The following is an 18265-nucleotide window of genomic DNA, read 5'->3' as shown; positions in this document are numbered from 1 at the left end:
CCCTATCTCCGGTTCATCTGCTTTGGATCAAGCGCATCCCGCAGGCCGTCACCCAGCAGGTTGAAGGCAAGGCTGACGGAAAGGATCGCAACGCCGGGGAAGGTGACGAGCCACCAGCTGTCGAGCATGTAGCGGCGTCCGGTCGCGATCATCGCTCCCCATTCCGGCAACGGCGGCTGCGCGCCGAGACCGAGGAAGCCGAGGCCGGCGGCGGTGAGGATGACCGTCGCCATATTCAGCGTCAGGCGGATCAGGACAGAAGGCAGGCACATGGGCATGATCGATTTGACGATGATGCGCAGCGGAGAGGCGCCCTGAAGCCTTGCGGCGGCAATGTAATCCTCCTTGCGGAAGGTCATGGCCTCGGCGCGTGCGAGGCGCGCAATCGGTGGCCATGAAGTGAGCGCGATCGCGATGATCGCATTGTTGAGGCTTGGCCCAAGTGCTGCGACGAAGGCGAGCGACAGGATGAGGCTCGGGAAGGACAGGAAGATATCCGTGATGCGCATCATCACCGTATCGAACTTCCCGCCGAGATAACCGGAAGCCGTGCCGACCAGAAGGCCGACGGGACCGACGATGATCGACACCAGCGAGATGATGGTGAGCGTGATGCGTGCGCCCCAGAGAAGGCGGCTGTAGATATCCCGTCCCAACTCGTCCGTACCGAAGACGTGGCCATTACCCGGCGCCTGCAGCGTGTTGGCAAGATTCTGCGCGTAGGGGTCATGTGTCGCTAGCCAGGGAGCGAAAATCGCGGCGATGACGAGCAACAGCAGGACGGCCAGGCCGAAGACCGATGTCGGGCTTTTCAGCAGGAAAACGACGATGTTCTTCAGCGCGTTCAAGGGCGCCGGAAGGCGGAAGGAGGTTTCTGCGCGGGCCGTCATCAGCGGGTCCTCGGATCGAAAAAGCGGTAGAGAATGTCGGAAAGGAGATTGAGCCCGATAAAGATGACGCCGACGATCAAAACGCAGGTCATCACGGCATTCATGTCACCGATGATAAGATTGCTGGTGAGATATTGGCCGAATCCCGGCCAGGCGAAGACGGTCTCGATGAGAACCGCCCCTTCCAGCAGCGAACCGTAAGCAAGGGCGATAATGGTGACGAGCTGTACGCGAATATTCCCAAACGCGTGCAGCCACACCGTCTGGCGTTGCGACAGGCCTTTAACGCGGGCGGTCGTCACATATTCCTGGCCCAGTTGGTCCAGCATGAAGCTACGCGTCATGCGGGTGATATAGGCCGAGGAGGAATAACCGAGCAGCGCGGCGGGAAGGATGAGGTGGTTGATGGCCGACCAGAACACTTCCATATCGCCCGCAAGCAGGCTGTCGATCAACAGAAAGCCGGTGCGCTCCTCCACCAGACCGATATAAAACTGGTCCATACGGCCACCGCCGCCGACAAGGCCGAGATGGGCGTAAAAAACGATCAGCGCGATCATGCCGGTCCAGAAAATCGGCATGGAATGGCCGAACAGGCTGAGCACGCGTACCAGATGATCCTGCCAGCGGTCTTTATTGACCGCGGCATAAACGCCCATGGGAATGCCAAGGCCAGCGCCGATCAGGATCGCGAAGGTCGCAAGCTCCATCGTCGCGGGCATGACGCGTATGATATCCTGGATGACGGGCTGGCCCGTTCGGATCGAGGTTCCGAAATCGCCGGTGAAGACATCGCCGAGATAATAGATGAACTGCTGCCAGAGCGGACGGTCGAAACCGAGCGCATGATAGACCTGTTCATAGGTTTCGCGCGTCGCGTCCTCGCCCACAATCGCCCGCACGGGATCGGCGGGCATCAGGCGGCCGATAAAAAAGGTCAGCAGCAGCAATCCAAGCAGCGTAACCGCAATACTTCCGATCTGGCCGGAAAGGCCATAAAGCGAAAGGCGTCTTTTTGACATGATTCCTCCCTTGCCAGAGATCAATTGCGCAAGTGACCAAAGCGCAATCCTGTCTGACAACTATCCACAAGTTGTCACAGGTGTTGGAGGCTGTCAAGCGAGTACCGGCGAAATCCCTATTGCCCAGGAATCTAAAGGCGTGCCGAAGCCGTCGGGCTTTCTTTCTGCTTTGGGAAGAGCACATGCATTGTGGCGCCAGCAAAAGCCTGTATTCTCCCACCTCGCAGAATGCGCGGACGCCTGCCCCGGCGATGATGCCGATGACACCCGCGCCTTCAGGGGGGAGAAATATGGTTGACGTGACACTTCTGCCATTTGCCGTGGTCGCTTTTATCGGCATTGCCACGCCCGGCCCTACCGTTTTGCTCGCGCTTACAAATGGTTCAAGATTCGGAGTACGCCGCGCCATGAGCGGCATGGCTGGCGCTGTTCTCTCGGATTTTGTCCTGATCGGCGCAGTAGCACTAGGATTGGGGGCGTTGCTCGCCGCTTCCGAATTCTGGTTCGGTGTCGTCAAATGGGTGGGCGTCTGCTATCTAGCCTTCCTCGGCATCATGCTTTTGCGCTCAAGAGGCATGCTCGATGGCGCCCTTCAACCGGCAGAGGCCAACGGGGCTGCTTCCGTTCCCTCGATTTTCCTCAAAAGCTTTCTCGTGGCGGTCACCAACCCCAAGGGATATCTGTTCTTTTCCGCTTTCCTGCCGCAATTCATCGATCCCGCTGCACCGCAGCTCCAGCAATATGCGGCGCTTGCGCTGATCTTCGCCGCCATCGATTTCATCGTGATGTTCGGATATGCCCTGCTCGGCTCGCAGGCCGTCCGGCTGCTGCGGAAATCCGGAGCCCTGTGGCTCGACCGGATTTGCGGCGGCGCGCTTCTGACGCTCGCCGCCTCGCTAGCCTTTTATCGGCGAGCGACCGTTTAACCCATTGACTCATGAGCAATTTCTGGATCACTCAGCGGCAGTGCGGGAGCGCAGAAGCACTTTGTAGCGCTCAAGACTGCCGCGCAAATGCGCCGCCATATATTGGCGGGCGCCATCGGCATCACCTTCGATGATGGCGTCGACAATCCTCGCATGCTCCTCCTGGAGATGCAGGTTGTAGTCCTTCGGACGTGATCCGGGCGCTGCCCCCTGCAATTCGCCGCGAGGAATGATGCCGGTGCGAATGAGCTGAAGAAACTCGGGAAACCGCCTGTTCTGCGTCGCCTGCGCAATGGCCAGATGGAACTCGAAATCAGCGTCCCGCGTCGGCAAACCGGCGGCGAGACAGTCGCCGACGCGCCGGTGCGCATCCACAATCGCCTCCACCTGCACGGCGGAACGGCGCGATGCCGCAAGCCCGGCGGATTCAACCTCAAAGACCGTGCGCAATTCCAGCAACTCGATCACCGAGGAAATCCGTCCCACGGCCAGATCGTTAAAAGGCAGCTCCTTGGCCGGCTTTACTTCGACGGCAAAAACGCCCGCACCCTTGCGGGCTTCAACGAGGCCGTCGGCGCGTAGAATGGCGATGGCTTCGCGTACCACTGTGCGGCTCACCGAATATTCCCGCGTGAGTTCGCTTTCGCTCGGAAGACGGTCGCCGGGGCGAAAAACGCCTTCGGACAAATCCCGCCGCAATGCCGAACTGATTTTCGCCGCGAGCGATACTCCTTGCTTCGTGTTGCTCTCAACGTCCATTCCGGCCCACCTGTTTCAAACTTGTCTGGCATGTTAGCAAACCCCCGCCACATTGCAAGGGCCGCGCCTCCGCACCGCCGGGACGGTCGGCCCCCCTCACGCCGCAGCCATGGCCGAACTGCTGGAAAAGCGGCTTCTATATTCACCCGGCGAGAGGCCGAGAATGCGGTGGAACACCCGGCGAAAGGCGGCGGCGTCCTCATAACCCACCGACCAGGCGATCTGATCGACAGAACGGCGGGGGAATTCCAGCAGTTCCCGCGCCTTGCCGACACGCAGATGCTGGACATATTCGATGGGCTTCATGCCGGTGGCGGCCTTGAAGCGGCGCAGGAAGGTCCGCTCCTCCAGCCCTGCATGGCCGGCCATGTCGGTAACGCTCGTCGCCCGCCCGGCGCGGGCCTGCAGCCAGTGCTGCACCTTCAGGATCGGCTCGTCGCCATGCGTCAGCCTTGGGGCGAAGCTGCTATAATGGCGCTGTTCACGCCCCGAGGGATCGATCAGCAGGAACTTGCCGGTCTCGATCATCACCGAAGGTCCGAGAAGCCGGTCGACGATGCGCAGGCCAAGGTCTGTCCATGCCATCAGCCCGCCAGCCGTGATGATATCGCCATCCTCGATGACGATCTTGTCTATCTCCAGCCGGATATCGGGAAAACGCTCGCGGAAACGCTCGGCAAACAACCAGTGGGTGGTAGCCGGGCGGCCGGACAGGAGGCCCGTTGCCGCAATCATAAAGGAGCCGCCGCAACTGGCGGCAAGCGTCGCCCCCTGCGCATGCCGATCCAGCAGCCAGCGGGCGTAAGGCTCCGCTTCCTCGATTTCGGCTGGCCCGGTCAGCCTCCCGGGTACGATAAAGATATCGGGATGCCCCGGCCCTGGATCGGTATCCTGACAGCGCGCGAATTCACCGCCCTCCCCCATGCTCCAGTGACTGACCCGCAATTTCGGCCCGCCGCGATCCTGAGAAAATACCGACGCGATGGCAAAAAGATCGGTGATCCCATGCACCATGGCGATCTGACAGTCCCTATAGAGGACCAGTCCCACTTCCAGCGCGCTTCCCGTTACACCTGCCATGACCCACACCCCGTTTTGTCAGTTTTGGCTCGTTTTCTGTCAGAAGCGCCAATCCAGTCCCGGCTGTCTCCAGAGTATCTCTATTCCCACGGGACGCAAGCAAGCTCCCTGCAACAGGAGAGAAAGCCATGACAACGATCACCACCAGAGACGGAACGCATATCTTCTACAAGGACTGGGGCCCGAAAGACGGGCAACCCATCATCTTCTCCCATGGCTGGCCGCTCAGCGCCGATGCCTGGGATGCGCAGATGGTGTTCTTCGCTAACAACGGTTTCCGCACCATCGCCCATGACCGCCGCAGCCACGGCCGCTCCGATCAGGTCTGGCATAACAATACCATGGATCAATATGCCGACGATCTGGCCGAGCTGATCGAACAGCTCGATCTTCATGACATCATTCTGGTCGGCCATTCCACCGGCGGCGGCGAGGTGACGCGCTATATCGGCCGTCATGGTACGGCCCGCGTCGCCAAGATCGCCCTCATCGGCGCTGTGCCGCCGCTGATGCTGAAGACGGAAAGCAATGCCATCGGCCTGCCGATCGATGTTTTTGACGGCATCCGCAAGGGCACCTATGACAATCGCAGCCAGTTTTTCAAGGACCTGACCATTCCCTTCTACGGCTACAACCGCGAAGGCGCCGTGATATCCGAAGGCATCCGCGACGAATTCTGGCGGCAGGGCATGATGGGCGGCCTGAAAGGTCAGCTCGACAGCATTCGCGCCTTTTCGGAAAGCGATTTCCATCAGGACCTGAAGGCTTTCGACAAGCCGACGCTGGTTCTGCACGGCGATGACGATCAGATCGTGCCGGTCGGCGCTTCGGCGCTCTCCACGGTCAGAATAGTCAAACATGCGGTGCTCAAAATCTATGAGGGCGCCGACCATGGCCTGACGCAGACCCATCAGGACCGGTTCAACACCGACCTTCTCGCCTTCATCCACGCCTGAAACCACCGCACAAAGGAGACACGGACATGACACAGAATACATTTCTCATCACCGGCGCATCCGATGGCATCGGTGCGGTCTATGCCGAACGTCTGGCAAAACGCGGCCATGACCTCATACTCGTGGCGCGGCGTGCCGAAAAGCTGAAAGCATTGGCCGCACGGTTGGAAAAGGATCATCACATCGCAGTCGAGGTTCTCGCCGCCGATCTTTCCAAGGCGGAAGACCTCGAAAAGGTGGAAGTGCGGCTGCGCGACGACCGTCGGATTACCGGCCTCGTCAACAATGCCGGTATTGCCGGGGAAGGCGCAATCAGGGCGCTGGACCCGGCCTATGTGACAACGATGATCAACCTCAACATCCTTGCCGTCACCCGGCTTGCAGCAGCCATCGCGCCGCGTCTTGTCGACGATGGCAAGGGCACGATCATCAACATCACTTCGGTCACGGCGCTGATGCCGGCGGCATTCACCGCCGTCTACCCGGCCACCAAGGCCTTCGTGCTTGCCTTCACCGAGGCGCTGCAGGCGCAGCTTTCCCCCTCCGGCGTGCGAGTTCAGGCCGTCCTGCCGGGCATCACCCGCACCGCGATCTGGGAAGAGGAACGGCTCGACGCCATTCCGGCCGCCATGGTCATGGATGTTTACGAAATGGTGGATGCGGCCCTTGCCGGTCTCGACCTCGGCGAAGCACTGACCATTCCGTCCCTGCCGGATACGGCTGATCTTGAAAATTTCCTTGCAGCGCGCGCGGCGTTAAGGCCCAATCTGTCGCATGCACTTGCCGCCAGCCGGTATCGTGCAGCCAAAACCGAATAGAGGGAGACGTATCATGATCCTCGGACTGACCATTCCCCAATTCACGGCATTGCATGTGGGCCTAAGCTTCATCGGCATCGCCGCCGGACTGATCGCCCTACCCGCTTATGCGGCGGGGCGATGGATGCCGCGCATGATGGCGCTTTTCCTCGTCACCACGCTCGCCACCACACTCAACGGCTTCCTGTTTCCAATCGGAAACTTCACGCCGGCGCTCGGCGTCGGCGTCATCTCGACCCTCGTTCTGGCAATTGCACTGGTTGCACTTTATGGATACGGCCTGAATGGCAGGGCGCGCATTATTTATACGATCACCGCTACGATCAGCCTTTATCTCAATATGTTCGTGTTGATCGTTCAGGCATTTCTCAAGGTCGAAACACTCAACAACCTGGCGCCGAACGGCAATGAACCGCCCTTCGTCGTCGCCCAGACGGTTCTGCTTGTTGCAGCCATCTGTCTCGGCTGGAAAGCGACACGCCGCAGGCTCGTCGTCTGAAACGAGCCCGAATTCGAACCGGTTTCCACGAAAATGCCTTGTGCCTCCATATTCAGGCCGCAAGGCATTTTTCGCATACAGAAGACAGGCAATCTCCGTCCAGCCGTCACAAAACGAAGAAATCCCATCTCTAGGATTTTCTTCCGAACCTTTCCTGAACGATGCAGCAGGAGATATCCGGAACGAAGCCATTTTGCGGCCTTGCAAACAAACAATATACATTATACAATAATATATATTAATTTATGGTAACAGGAGATGCCGATGAATGCCGTGAAGATCAACGAGCGTCTGACAGTTGCGGGCCAGCCGATGATCGACGATTTCCCATTGCTCGCCGCCCAAGGTTATAAAAGCATCGTCAATGCCCGGCCTGATGGTGAAGAGCCCGGCCAGCCGGGCAATTCCCAGGAAAAAAGCGCCGCCAGCGCCGCGGGCATGGATTATGGCTTTATCCCGGTCAGCGGCCAAACCATCACCGAAGCCGATATCCGCGCCTTCCAGCAGAAAATGGCGGAAGCGGAAGGCCCCGTTTTTGCCCATTGCAAGGGCGGCGCCCGCGCGCTCACGCTTCATGTTCTCGGGGAAGCTCTGGATGGGCGCATCGAAAGGGACGATATCGAGGCTTTCGGCAAGACGCACGGCTTTGACCTTTCCGGCGCCACCCGCTGGCTGGAACGGCGCGCAGCGGCGGCTCCGCACGTCAAGGCATTCTTCGATCCGCGTACATGGAGCGTGCAATATGTCGTGTCCGATCCCTCGACCGGGCGCTGCGCCATTATCGACCCGGTCTATGATTTCGATGAGAAATCCGGCGCAACCGGAACGATGAATGCCGACGCCATTCTGGACTATGTGGAGAGCCAGGGCCTGACGGTGGAATGGATTCTCGATACCCATCCGCATGCCGACCATTTTTCCGCTGCCCATTATCTCAAGCAGAAGACCGGTGCGCAGACAGCCATCGGCGCGAAAGTCACCGGCGTCCAAAAGCTCTGGCAGGAAAAATACAACTGGCCGGATCTAAAAACCGATGGCTCCCAATGGGACCGGCTGTTCGAGGCGGGCGACAGGTTCAATATCGGCTCCCTTGAAGCGCGCGTGCTGTTTTCGCCCGGCCACACGCTGGCCTCCGTCACCTATGTGGTAGGTAATGCCGCCTTCGCGCACGATACGCTTTTCATGCCCGATTCCGGCACCGCGCGCGCCGATTTCCCCGGCGGCAGCGCCAGCGAACTCTGGGCGTCCATTCAAGCCATTCTCGCCCTTCCCGACGAAACACGGCTTTTCACCGGCCACGATTATCAGCCCGGCGGCCGCACGCCGAAATGGGAAAGCACGGTCGGCGAACAGAAACACAGCAATCCGCATCTTGCCGGCGTGACGGAGGAGGGTTTCATCCGTCTCAGGCAAGCGCGGGATCGCACATTGCCGATGCCGAAGCTCATTCTCCACGCCCTGCAGGTCAATATTCGCGGCGGTCGCCTGCCGGAGCCGGAGGCGAATGGCAAGCGTTATCTGAAATTCCCGCTCGACGTGCTGGAGGGAAGCATATGGTAAAGGAAAACAAGCTGGAAAAGTCCCCCCACATTGCTGAAATTCCACTTCCCGCCATGGAGGAGAGGGCTGTCGAGGTCGCACTGCTTCTGAAAACGCTTGCACACCCGGCGCGGCTGATGCTCGCCTGCACGCTGGCGCAGGGGGAATTCTCCGTCGGCGAGCTGGAGGCCAAGCTGGATATTCGCCAGCCGACGCTCTCCCAGCAGCTGGGCGTGCTGCGGGAAGCCGGCGTGGTCGAAACCCGGCGCGACGCCAAGCAGATTTTTTACCAACTGAGCGAAGCGAAAGCAGCGCAACTGATCGAGGCCCTTTACACCATATTCTGCGCGCCAAAGGAGGAGACCCCGTGAGCCCCTATTGGCCCTCTCTTTTTGGCGGCATGCTGCTCGGTCTTGCCTGCATTCTGCTGTTTCTTTTCAATGGCCGTATTGCCGGCATCAGCGGGCTCATAGGCAAAATGCTCGGCAGGGAGCGGCGTCTTGCCGATCTCGCCTTCGTCGCCGGCTTGCTGGCCGGACCTTATATCTATGCCGCGGCATTCGGCCGGCTGCCGGCCATCACCATCGTTTCACCATGGCCGCTCATCCTCATTGCCGGGCTGCTGGTGGGTTTTGGCACGCGCATGGGCTCAGGCTGCACATCCGGCCATGGCATCATGGGGCTGGCGCGATTTTCCCGGCGCTCCATCGCCGCGACCGCCACCTTTCTGATTGCCGGTATTTGCGCCGCGACGATAACTGGAGCCCTGTCTTGAAAAATCCAGCCGTGGCAAGTGTTTTCCTGGCATTGGCCGCCGGAGCCCTGTTCGGCTTTGGCCTCTCGCTTTCAGGCATGGTTGATCCGGCCCGCGTTTCCGGCTTTCTCGACGTGGCGAGCGGCCATTGGGATCCGAGCCTGGTATTCGTTCTCGGCGGTGCGGTGATGGTCGCCGTGCCGGGTGTGCTGCTCAGCCAGCGTCTCGCCAAACCGGTCCTCGCAGAAGGTTTCAGCCTTCCCGCAAAAACCCGCATCGACCGGCCGCTCATAACAGGCTCGGCCATTTTCGGCATCGGTTGGGGGCTTGCCGGTTTCTGTCCCGGCCCGGCACTATCGGCTTTCGCCCTCGGGCTGACGCCGGTCGTTCTTTTCGTCGGCGCCATGATTGCCGGCATGCTGATCCACGACCGCCTCTACGCAAAGCAGCCATAAAGGCAAGGCTCGTTCGGGGCGGGGAAACGGGCCGTCGCGCGAGGCTGGAACGCTCCCGCGCGACGGCGTGTGATTATTTAGAGGTCAATCAGGCTTTTGCCCGTCATTTCCGGCGGCAGCGGCACATTCATCAGTTGCAGCAGGGTGGGCGCGACATCGGCAAGAATGCCGTCATGCAGCTTCGCACCTTCCGGGCCGCCGAAAAGGATCACCGGCACCGGATTGGTGGTGTGGGCCGTATGCGGGCCGCCGGTCACGGGGTCGACCATGGTTTCGCAATTGCCGTGGTCCGCAATGACAAGCATCGCGCCGCCCACTTTTTCAAGAGCGGCAACGACGGCACCAAGCCCACGATCCACGGCTTCACAGGCCTTGATTGCGGCCTGCAGATCGCCGGTATGACCCACCATATCGGGGTTGGCGTAGTTGGTGACGATCAAATCGTAACCCTTGCCGATCGCCTCGACGAATTTTTCCGTCACTTCCGGCGCGCTCATCTCCGGCTGCAGATCGTAGGTCGCGACCTTCGGGGATTTCGGCATGAAACGGTCTTCGCCCACTTCCGGCTCTTCCTTGCCGCCATTCAGGAAGAAGGTGACATGGGGATATTTTTCCGTTTCGGCGAGACGAAACTGCGTGAGCCCCTGCTTTGCCACCCAGGCGCCGAGCGTATTGACGATATCCCGCTTCGGATAAGCCGTCGTCATGAATTCATTATGGCGGGTGGAATATTCCACCATGCCAAGCAGAGCCGAAAGGACAGGCTTTTCGCGCGAAAAACCGTCGAAATCGTCCGCCCCTATGGCGAGCAGGATTTCACGGGCACGGTCGGCCCGGAAATTCAGGCAGAACAGGCCATCGCCGGCCTTGAAACCTTCATAACCATCGATCACCGTCGGCAGGATGAATTCGTCGGTGACGTTGTTCCTATAACTCTGAGCAACGGCGCTTACCGCATCCCGCGCGTGTTCTCCTTTCGCCAGAACCATGGCGTCATAGGCTTTCTCGACGCGCTCCCAGCGGTTGTCGCGATCCATCGCATAATAGCGGCCGATCACCGTGCCGATGCTTGCCCCCTGCGGCAGGCTCGCCACCAGTGCCGCCACAAATTCTTCAGCCGATTGCGGCGCGACATCGCGGCCGTCGGTGATGGCATGTACCACCACTTTCAGGCCGTGGCTGATCATCAGCCTCACCGCCGCCTGGCCGTGGAGGATATGGCCATGGACGCCGCCATCGGAAACGACGCACATCAGATGCGCCACACCGTCCGCGGCCTTCACGGTGGCGGCGAAATCAAGCACCGCCGCATTGCGGAAAAAGCTGCCATCCTCGATCGCCAGATCGATCTGGCCGAGATCCATGGCGACGATGCGGCCCGCGCCAATATTGGTGTGGCCAACTTCCGAATTGCCCATCTGCCCGGTGGGCAGACCCACATTCGGGCCGAAGGTGGTGAGCCTCGCATTCGGGCAGGTGGCGAAAAGCCGGTCCATGGTGGGCGTATTCGCCAGCACCGGCGCATTGCTGGATGTGTCCTCGTTCAGCCCCCAGCCATCGAGAATAGTCAGGACAACGGGTTTGGGAGTGCGCATGGGAGGACCTTCTTCTTCATTCGGTTGCCGGCGGAGGGCGGACCGCCGGGCACCGGAGCGCCCTCGTCCGCCACTGTGATCATGATGAGAAAACATGTTTCTCGTTCTTCTCTTCTATACCCGAAGATAACGAACGCAAGCCTATACCGACACCGAAACAGTTCCATGAAGCCGGAGCGCCTCATGGAAGAAAAGCTTCTTACGAATGAATCTTCAGCCGTCGATAAAGATCAGCGCCGGTTTTTCCATAAGCGCCTTCACGGCCTGGATGAATATCGCCGCATCCCAGCCATCGACAACCCGGTGATCGAAGCTCGATGAGAGGTTCATCATCTTGCGCGGCACAAACCGCGTCCCATCCCACACCGGGCGCGTCACGATCTTGTTGACGCCGATGATCGCCACCTCCGGGTGATTGATGATGGGTGTCGAGACCACACCGCCCAAGGCTCCCAGCGAACTGATGGTGATGGTGGAGCCCATCAATTCTTCCCGATGGGCCGTGCCGGTGCGGGCCGCTTCGGCGACGCGTGCGACTTCGTCCGCGCATTCCCAAAGGCCGAGCGTTTCCGTATGGCGCACGACCGGAACGGTGAGGCCCGACGGCGTCTGCGTGGCGATGCCGATATGAACCGCTTCATAGTGGCTGACGACCCCTTTTTCGTCATCGAAGGTGGCATTCATGCCGGGATGATCGGCAACGGCTTTCACCAGCGCGCGCATCAGGAACGGCAGGATCGTCAGCTTCGGTTGCCCGGAACGGCGATTGCCGTTCATGGTTGCCCGCAAATCCTCCAGATCGGTCACGTCGACTTCCTCGACATAGGTGATGTGGGGAATGCGGGAGGCCGAAAGCACCATCTTCTCGGCGATCTTGCGCCTGAGCCCGGTCACCTTCACCTCCTCGACAGCGCTATCGTGGGGCGCTATCGGCTCGGGACGGTCCGGCCGTCCCCGCACGGTTAAAAACCCGTCGAGATCGGCATGGGTGATGTGCCCGTCAGGCCCCGTTCCCTTGACCTTGGTGAGATCGATATCGAGATCGTCGGCGCGCTGGCGAACAGCGGGAGACGCCAACGGTTTATGATACGGTTCGGCGACGGGCGCCGGCGGCGCCTCCTCGGCCTCTCGCGCCGCAGGTTGGGTTTCAACGGGTGGCGGCGTGTCCGTCATGTCGGCAGGCGCTTGCGTCATCTGGGTGGGCACTTCCGCTTCCGGCGCGCTGCCATTGGAAGCGGCGACGGCGACATCGGTTTCGATGCGCAGCAGCGGCGCCTTTACCGGCACGGTATTTCCAACCGTCACGGCAAGCCAGGTGACGATCCCCGCCACCGGGGATGGGATTTCCCCCGTCGCCTTGTCGGTCATCCCCGCGGCCAGCACCATGTCCTCATGGACGAGATCGCCCGGTTTGACGTTCCATTCCACCAGTTCGGCTTCCGCCACACCTTCACCGACATCGGGCATCGTGATAACAAATTCCGCCATAATCAGGCCTCCATGACATCGACAAGGGCGCGCCCGACGCGGGCCGGTCCCGGAAAATAGTCCCATTCCTGCGCATGGGGGTAAGGCGTATCCCAGCCCGCGACGCGGACGACGGGAGCCTCGAGGTGATAAAAACAATGCTCCTGCACCAGCGACACGACTTCGGCCCCGAAGCCGGAGGTCAGCGTCGCCTCATGCACCATGACGCAACGGCCTGTCTTGGAGACAGACTTGACGATTGTATCGAGATCGAGCGGCAAGAGGCTGCGAAGATCGATGATCTCAGCATCCACGCCGGTCTCTTCCGCCGCCGCCAGCGCCACATGCACCATGGTGCCATAAGCGATGACGGTCACAGCGTTTCCGGGACGGCGTATCTCCGCCTTGCCGATGGGAATGGTGTAGTGCCCTTCCGGCACCTCCCCCATCTTGTGTTTGGACCACGGCGTCACCGGCCGGTCGTGATGGCCATCAAAGGGACCGTTATAAAGCCGCTTCGGCTCCAGAAACATAACCGGGTCGGGATCTTCGATGGAAGCGATCAGCAGCCCCTTGGCGTCATAGGGATTGGAAGGAACCACCACCTTCAGCCCGCAGACATGGGTGAAAAGCGCTTCCGGGCTCTGACTGTGCGTCTGCCCGCCAAAAATGCCGCCGCCGGTCGGCATTCTGAGAACGATGGGGCAGGTGAAATCGCCATTGGAGCGATAACGGATACGCGCTGCTTCCTGGGTGATCTGGTCATAGGCGGGATACATGTAATCGGCGAACTGGATTTCGACACAGGGCCGCAACCCATAAGCAGCCATGCCGATGGCAGTGCCGACAATGCCGGATTCACTGATCGGCGCATCGAAACAGCGGGTCTTGCCGTATTTTCCCTGCAGCCCCTGCGTGGCGCGGAAAACCCCACCGAAATAGCCCACATCCTCGCCAAACACCACGACATCGTCACTGCGCTCCATGGACACATCCATGGCGCTACGGACGGCTTCGATCATCGTCATTCTTGCCATGCCTTACCACCCTGCCTTCTGACGTTGCCGGACGAGATGCGGCGGCATCTCGGCGTAGACACCCTCGAAAATATCCTTTTTCGGCGGTTTTTTGCCTTCGTGCAGCGTGCCGTGGCTTTCCGCCTCGCGCTGAGCTTCCAGCACCTCATCGGCAATTTCCGCCTCTGCCTGCCGGTGCCGTTCCTCCGACCAGACGCCTCGCAGGATGAGATGTTTTTTGAGCCTCAGAACCGGATCGCCCAGCGGCCATGCCTCGGACTCCGTCTTGGGGCGGTAAGCGCTCGGATCGTCGGAAGTGGAATGGGCGCCGACACGATAGGTGACGTATTCAATGAGCGTCGGGCCGAGATTGCGGCGAGCCCGCTCCACCGCCCAGCGCGCCACGGCATAAACGGCGAGATAGTCATTGCCGTCGACCCGCAGTGCGGGAATGCCGAAGCCCAGGCCGCGTGCCGCAAAGGTTCCCGAGCCGCCGCGCGCGATGCCCTGAAAGGTGGAAATCGCCCATTGGTTATTGACGATATTGAGAACCACCGGAGCCTTGTAGGTGGAGGCAAAGACCATCGCCGAGTGAAAATCCGACTCCGCCGTCGAACCGTCACCGATCCATGCTGCGGCGATCTTCGTATCGCCCTTGATGGCCGACGCCATCGCCCAACCGACCGCCTGCACATATTGCGTGGCGAGATTGCCGGAGACGGTGAAGAAACCATGCTCCTTCGAGGAATAAAGCACCGGCAACTGCCGCCCATGCAGCGGATCCAGTTCGTTGGAATAAATCTGGTTCATCATGGTGACGAGCGGATAGTCGTCGGCGATCAACAGCCCGGCCTGCCGGTAGGTCGGGAAATTCATGTCGCCTTTGGAGAGCGCCTTGCGGAAGGCGCAGCTCACCGCCTCTTCGCCCAGATGCTGCATGTAAAAAGAGGTTTTACCCTGCCGTTGCGCCATCAGCATGCGCGCATCGAAAGCCCGAAGCCGCATCATATTCTTCAGGCCCACCAGCAGGTCCTCATCCGAAAGCAGCCCTGCCCATGGCCCAACGGCCTCGCCCTGATGATTGAGGACACGGATGATCGAATAGGCAAGATCGCGCATGCTTTCCGGCGCGGCGTCAACCTCCGGGCGCGGCACGGAGCCGGCCTTGGGTATTTTCACATTGGAGAAATCCGGCTCCCCGCCGGGCCGCACCGCAGGTTCGGGAACATGCAGGCTGAGACGTGGCGTTTCGGTTATGTCCATTCTACTCCTCCCGTCGCGGTCTCCTCCAGACCGCGAAACAACGCTCAAAGGTTCCGCGCGATCACCATTCGCTGGACATCGCTGGTCCCCTCGTAAATCTGGCAGATGCGCACATCGCGATAGATCCGCTCCACCGGATAATCCGCCATGTAGCCGTAACCGCCGTGAATCTGGATGGCGTCCGAGCAGACGCGCTCGGCCATTTCGGAAGCGAAGAGCTTCGCCATCGAAGCCTCCGAAAGACAGGGCTCACCCGCTTCCTTCAGCGCCGCCGCATGCAGCACCAGCTGCCGCGCCGCTTGAATGCGCGTCGCCATATCCGCGAGGCGAAACGCGACCGCCTGATGTTCGATGATTGCCTGCCCGAAGGCCTTGCGCTCACGGGCATAATCCCGCGCCGCCTCGAAGGCCGCCTGCGCCATGCCTACCGCTTGCGCGGCGATGCCGATGCGGCCGCCTTCCAGATTGGCAAGCGCAATGCGATACCCCTGCCCCTCTTCGCCCAGCCGCAATTCGGCTGGCACCGCCATGTCGGTAAAGGCGATCTGGCAGGTATCGGATGAATGCAGGCCGAGCTTTTCTTCGACCCTTATGACCTCGTAACCCGGCGTGTCCGTCGGCACGATGAAGGCGGTGATACCCTTCTTGCCCGCCGTCGCGTCGGTGACGGCAAAAACGATGACGACATCGCCATTTTTACCTGATGTGATGAATTGCTTCGCGCCATCAAGAATATAACGATCACCATCGCGCCGCGCTTTGGTCTTGAGATTTGACGCATCGGAGCCAGCCTGCGGTTCGGTCAGCGCGAAACCGCCGATCCATTCGCCGGAAGCGAGTTTCGGCAGGAAGCGCTGCTTCTGGCCTTCGGTTCCGAATTTTAGGATAGGCACACATCCCACGGAATTATGGACGCTCATGATGGTGGAACAGGCACCATCCCCGGCAGCGATTTCCTCCAGTGCCAGTGCGTAGGCAACGGCGCCGGTCTCCGCCCCGCCATACTCTTCGGAGACCAGCATGCCGAGGAAACCGAGCTCGCCCATCGCTTTCAATTCGTCTTTGGGAAAACGGCTTTCCCGGTCACGCGAAGCGGCGCCAGGGGCAAGCCGCTCGCGGGCGAAGTCGCGGGCCATATCTCTGATCTGTTGCTGGGCTTCGGTGAGCATCATCGCGGCCTCTCCCCCAAAAGCAGAAGCGCATGAGACGCGTCGACGTCACCTGATGCCGGCAACGTCGCAAACTGGAATTGGTTCTGAGGCCTGCCCATGAAAGCATGGGCGGCCCCGTCGATCACGACAGGGTCATGCACAGCCAAATTCACCTCCCTTGGCCAGCCCTGACGTGAGGAACCGGCCCGCCGCAAATCTCCTCCAGACCGCGACTGATGTGAACGCTATCACTATCTCGAATTCATTTCAAAGCTATTTTGATTGACAGTTTTTTGATTGGCGATATCTTTGATCCAACAAATAGTCATATCATAGAGCAAATGATCCATGATTGAGCTCGACAGTTTCGACCAGAAGATTCTGCATGTTCTCGGCGATGACGGGCGGGTCAGCTGGCGGGATCTTGCCGCCCGCATCGGTCTCTCCTTCACGCCGACGCTGCGCCGCGTGCGCAAGCTGGAAGAGGAAGGCATCATTCGCGGTTATACCGCCGTCTTCGATGAGAACCGTCTGCTCGGCAACATGGGCGTCTTCATTTCCGTCACGCTGGAGCGGCAGATCAAGGAAGCGTTGACCACCTTCGAACACCACGTCGCTTCCATTCCGGAAGTTGTGGGCGGTTACCAGACCAGCGGCAGTTCCGATTATCTGATCCACGCCATGGTGCGGGATTTGCCGCATTATCAGGAGCTACTGGATTTCCTGACCACGGTTCCCGGCGTGTCGCGCATCCAGTCCAATTTCGCCATCAAGACATTCGTGCGCCGTTCCGCCGCCTTCACCGGAGGTGACGCGCCATAATCAAGGGTTGCCGGCGCGGAGGAGGTGCCGGTTGCTGACAAAAGGGACGGCGGCAGATGCCGTCCGGAGGAGGAGACGCGATGAGTTTGAATCTCGCCGCCATTTTCGATGCCGATCTCGGCCCGGAAATCGCAGCATTGCGCGACAGCGCCAGTGCATTCGCAGATGATAAAATTGCGCCACTCGCCGCCGCGATCGATCGCGACGACCGGTTTCCGCGTCAGCTCTGGCCGCAAATGGGTGAGCTTGGCCTGCACGGTATCACCGTTTCGGAAGAATTCGGCGGCGCTTACATGGGCTATCTCGCCCATTGCGTGGCGATGGAGGAAATAAGCCGGGCTTCCGCTTCCATCGGCCTTTCCTATGGCGCTCATTCCAACCTCTGCATCAACCAGATTCACCGCTGGGGAACGCAAGAGCAGAAGCACAGATATCTACCGAAGTTGGTCTCCGGCGAGCACGTCGGCTCCCTCGCCATGAGCGAGACGGAAGCCGGTTCCGATGTCGTGTCGATGCGGCTGAAGGCGGAACGCAAAGGTGATCACTATGTGCTAAACGGCGCAAAAATGTGGATCACCAACGGCCACGAGGCCGATACGCTGGTGGTTTATGCCAAGACGGATATGTCCGCCGGTGCGCGCGGCATCACGGCCTTCCTGATCGAAAAAGGCTTCAAGGGCTTTCGCCCGGCCCAGAAACTCGACAAGCTCGGCATGCGCGGTTCCCCCACCTCGGAACTGGTGTTCGAGGATTGCGAGGTGCCGGAGGAAAACATCCTTGGTCGCCTCAATGATGGCGTGACGGTGCTGATGAGCGGGCTGGATTACGAGCGCGCCGTACTGGCTGCCGGCCCTGTTGGCATCATGCAGGCAGCCATCGATCTGGTGCTGCCCTATGCCCGCGAGCGCAAGCAGTTCGGCAAACCCATCGGCGAATTCCAGCTGGTGCAGGGAAAGCTTGCCGATATCTATTCGGCGATGAACGCATCGCGCGCTTATGTCTATGCCGTGGCCCGGGCCTGCGACAATGGCCGCATCACGCGGCAGGATGCGGCGGGCGCAATCCTGTTCGCCGCCGAACGGGCCACACAGGTGGCGCTGGATGCAATTCAGCTTCTCGGAGGCTCCGGTTATGTCAATGAAAGCCCGGCCGGACGGCTGCTGCGCGACGCCAAGCTTTATGAAATCGGCGCAGGCACCAGCGAAATCCGCCGGATGCTGATCGGCCGCGAACTGGTCAAGGGCAACGGGTGA

Annotated in this window: 19 protein-coding genes; 10 read left to right on the top strand and 9 right to left on the bottom strand. The window is 60.3% G+C overall.

The window, feature by feature from the left end:
- Positions 1-2: 2 nt before the first annotated feature.
- Positions 3-890: an ABC transporter permease gene (locus PL597_RS01070; protein WP_142911990.1), complete on the bottom strand. Its 888-nt coding sequence runs from the start codon at positions 888-890 to the stop codon at positions 3-5.
- Positions 890-1912 carry an ABC transporter permease gene (locus PL597_RS01065; RefSeq protein ID WP_020012032.1) on the bottom strand — a complete coding sequence of 341 codons (1023 nt, stop codon included), beginning with the start codon at positions 1910-1912 and terminating at the stop codon, positions 890-892. The genes PL597_RS01070 and PL597_RS01065 overlap by 1 nt, the downstream gene beginning before the upstream one ends.
- 290 nt (positions 1913-2202) lie before the next feature.
- Between PL597_RS01065 and PL597_RS01060 the strand changes: the two genes are divergently transcribed.
- Positions 2203-2838 (top strand): LysE family translocator, encoded by a 636-nt coding sequence (locus PL597_RS01060; RefSeq protein ID WP_271364426.1) that lies wholly within the window; start codon positions 2203-2205, stop codon positions 2836-2838.
- A gap of 27 nt (positions 2839-2865) precedes the next feature.
- Here the strand turns inward: PL597_RS01060 and PL597_RS01055 are convergent, their stop codons facing one another.
- Entirely contained in the window at positions 2866-3597 is a 732-nt protein-coding gene (locus PL597_RS01055) for a FadR/GntR family transcriptional regulator (RefSeq protein WP_077985108.1), read from the bottom strand.
- A 96-nt stretch (positions 3598-3693) separates the two neighbouring features.
- Complete coding sequence (locus tag PL597_RS01050) at positions 3694-4677, bottom strand: GlxA family transcriptional regulator (protein WP_271364425.1); 984 nt, start codon at positions 4675-4677, stop codon at positions 3694-3696.
- A 128-nt stretch (positions 4678-4805) separates the two neighbouring features.
- On the opposite strand from PL597_RS01050, the gene PL597_RS01045 reads away from it, so the two are divergent.
- The 7 genes from PL597_RS01045 to PL597_RS01015 all read left to right on the top strand — a co-directional run bounded on the left by PL597_RS01045 (position 4806) and on the right by PL597_RS01015 (position 9698).
- The gene (locus PL597_RS01045; RefSeq protein ID WP_269834682.1) at positions 4806-5633 is read left to right on the top strand and encodes an alpha/beta fold hydrolase; all 828 of its coding nucleotides are present in this window, start codon (positions 4806-4808) and stop codon (positions 5631-5633) included.
- A gap of 26 nt (positions 5634-5659) precedes the next feature.
- Positions 5660-6451, top strand: coding sequence for an SDR family NAD(P)-dependent oxidoreductase (locus PL597_RS01040; RefSeq protein WP_271364424.1), 792 nt, complete (start codon positions 5660-5662; stop codon positions 6449-6451).
- Between the two features lie 13 nt (positions 6452-6464).
- Positions 6465-6950, top strand: coding sequence for a hypothetical protein (locus PL597_RS01035; RefSeq protein ID WP_271364423.1), 486 nt, complete (start codon positions 6465-6467; stop codon positions 6948-6950).
- 264 nt (positions 6951-7214) lie between these two features.
- Positions 7215-8510 (top strand): bifunctional sulfur transferase/dioxygenase Blh, encoded by a 1296-nt coding sequence (gene blh, locus PL597_RS01030; protein WP_271364422.1) that lies wholly within the window; start codon positions 7215-7217, stop codon positions 8508-8510.
- A complete protein-coding gene (gene bigR, locus PL597_RS01025; protein WP_271364421.1) occupies positions 8504-8860 on the top strand; it encodes a sulfite-sensing transcriptional repressor BigR in 357 nt (118 codons plus the stop codon). Before blh ends, bigR begins: the two co-directional genes overlap by 7 nt.
- A complete protein-coding gene (locus PL597_RS01020) occupies positions 8857-9264 on the top strand; it encodes a YeeE/YedE family protein (protein WP_269823511.1) in 408 nt (135 codons plus the stop codon). Before bigR ends, PL597_RS01020 begins: the two co-directional genes overlap by 4 nt.
- Positions 9261-9698, top strand: coding sequence for a YeeE/YedE family protein (locus PL597_RS01015; protein WP_271364420.1), 438 nt, complete (start codon positions 9261-9263; stop codon positions 9696-9698). Before PL597_RS01020 ends, PL597_RS01015 begins: the two co-directional genes overlap by 4 nt.
- A 77-nt stretch (positions 9699-9775) precedes the next feature.
- Here PL597_RS01015 and gpmI read toward each other — a convergent pair whose 3' ends face one another.
- From gpmI to PL597_RS00990, 5 genes are all read right to left on the bottom strand, one after another.
- Positions 9776-11293, bottom strand: coding sequence for a 2,3-bisphosphoglycerate-independent phosphoglycerate mutase (gene gpmI, locus PL597_RS01010; protein WP_271364419.1), 1518 nt, complete (start codon positions 11291-11293; stop codon positions 9776-9778).
- 213 nt (positions 11294-11506) lie between these two features.
- On the bottom strand, positions 11507-12781 hold the full coding sequence (locus PL597_RS01005; protein WP_271364418.1) for a dihydrolipoamide acetyltransferase family protein: 1275 nt from the start codon (positions 12779-12781) through the stop codon (positions 11507-11509).
- 2 nt (positions 12782-12783) lie between these two features.
- Complete coding sequence (locus tag PL597_RS01000) at positions 12784-13797, bottom strand: alpha-ketoacid dehydrogenase subunit beta (RefSeq protein WP_271364417.1); 1014 nt, start codon at positions 13795-13797, stop codon at positions 12784-12786.
- A gap of 3 nt (positions 13798-13800) precedes the next feature.
- Positions 13801-15039, bottom strand: coding sequence for a 3-methyl-2-oxobutanoate dehydrogenase (2-methylpropanoyl-transferring) subunit alpha (locus PL597_RS00995; protein WP_142911999.1), 1239 nt, complete (start codon positions 15037-15039; stop codon positions 13801-13803).
- Between the two features lie 44 nt (positions 15040-15083).
- On the bottom strand, positions 15084-16211 hold the full coding sequence (locus tag PL597_RS00990; protein ID WP_077985118.1) for an acyl-CoA dehydrogenase family protein: 1128 nt from the start codon (positions 16209-16211) through the stop codon (positions 15084-15086).
- A 327-nt stretch (positions 16212-16538) separates the two neighbouring features.
- Here PL597_RS00990 and PL597_RS00985 point away from each other — a divergent pair, with 327 nt between their 5' ends.
- Both PL597_RS00985 and PL597_RS00980 read left to right on the top strand, forming a co-directional pair.
- On the top strand, positions 16539-17012 hold the full coding sequence (locus PL597_RS00985; protein ID WP_077985119.1) for an Lrp/AsnC family transcriptional regulator: 474 nt from the start codon (positions 16539-16541) through the stop codon (positions 17010-17012).
- Between the two features lie 80 nt (positions 17013-17092).
- Positions 17093-18265 (top strand): isovaleryl-CoA dehydrogenase, encoded by a 1173-nt coding sequence (locus PL597_RS00980; RefSeq protein ID WP_271364416.1) that lies wholly within the window; start codon positions 17093-17095, stop codon positions 18263-18265.

Origin of the sequence: Agrobacterium sp. ST15.13.013, from assembly GCF_027956525.1 — a bacterium.
Classification (GTDB): domain Bacteria; phylum Pseudomonadota; class Alphaproteobacteria; order Rhizobiales; family Rhizobiaceae; genus Agrobacterium; species Agrobacterium salinitolerans.
This window is presented reverse-complemented; position numbering and strand designations above follow the sequence as displayed.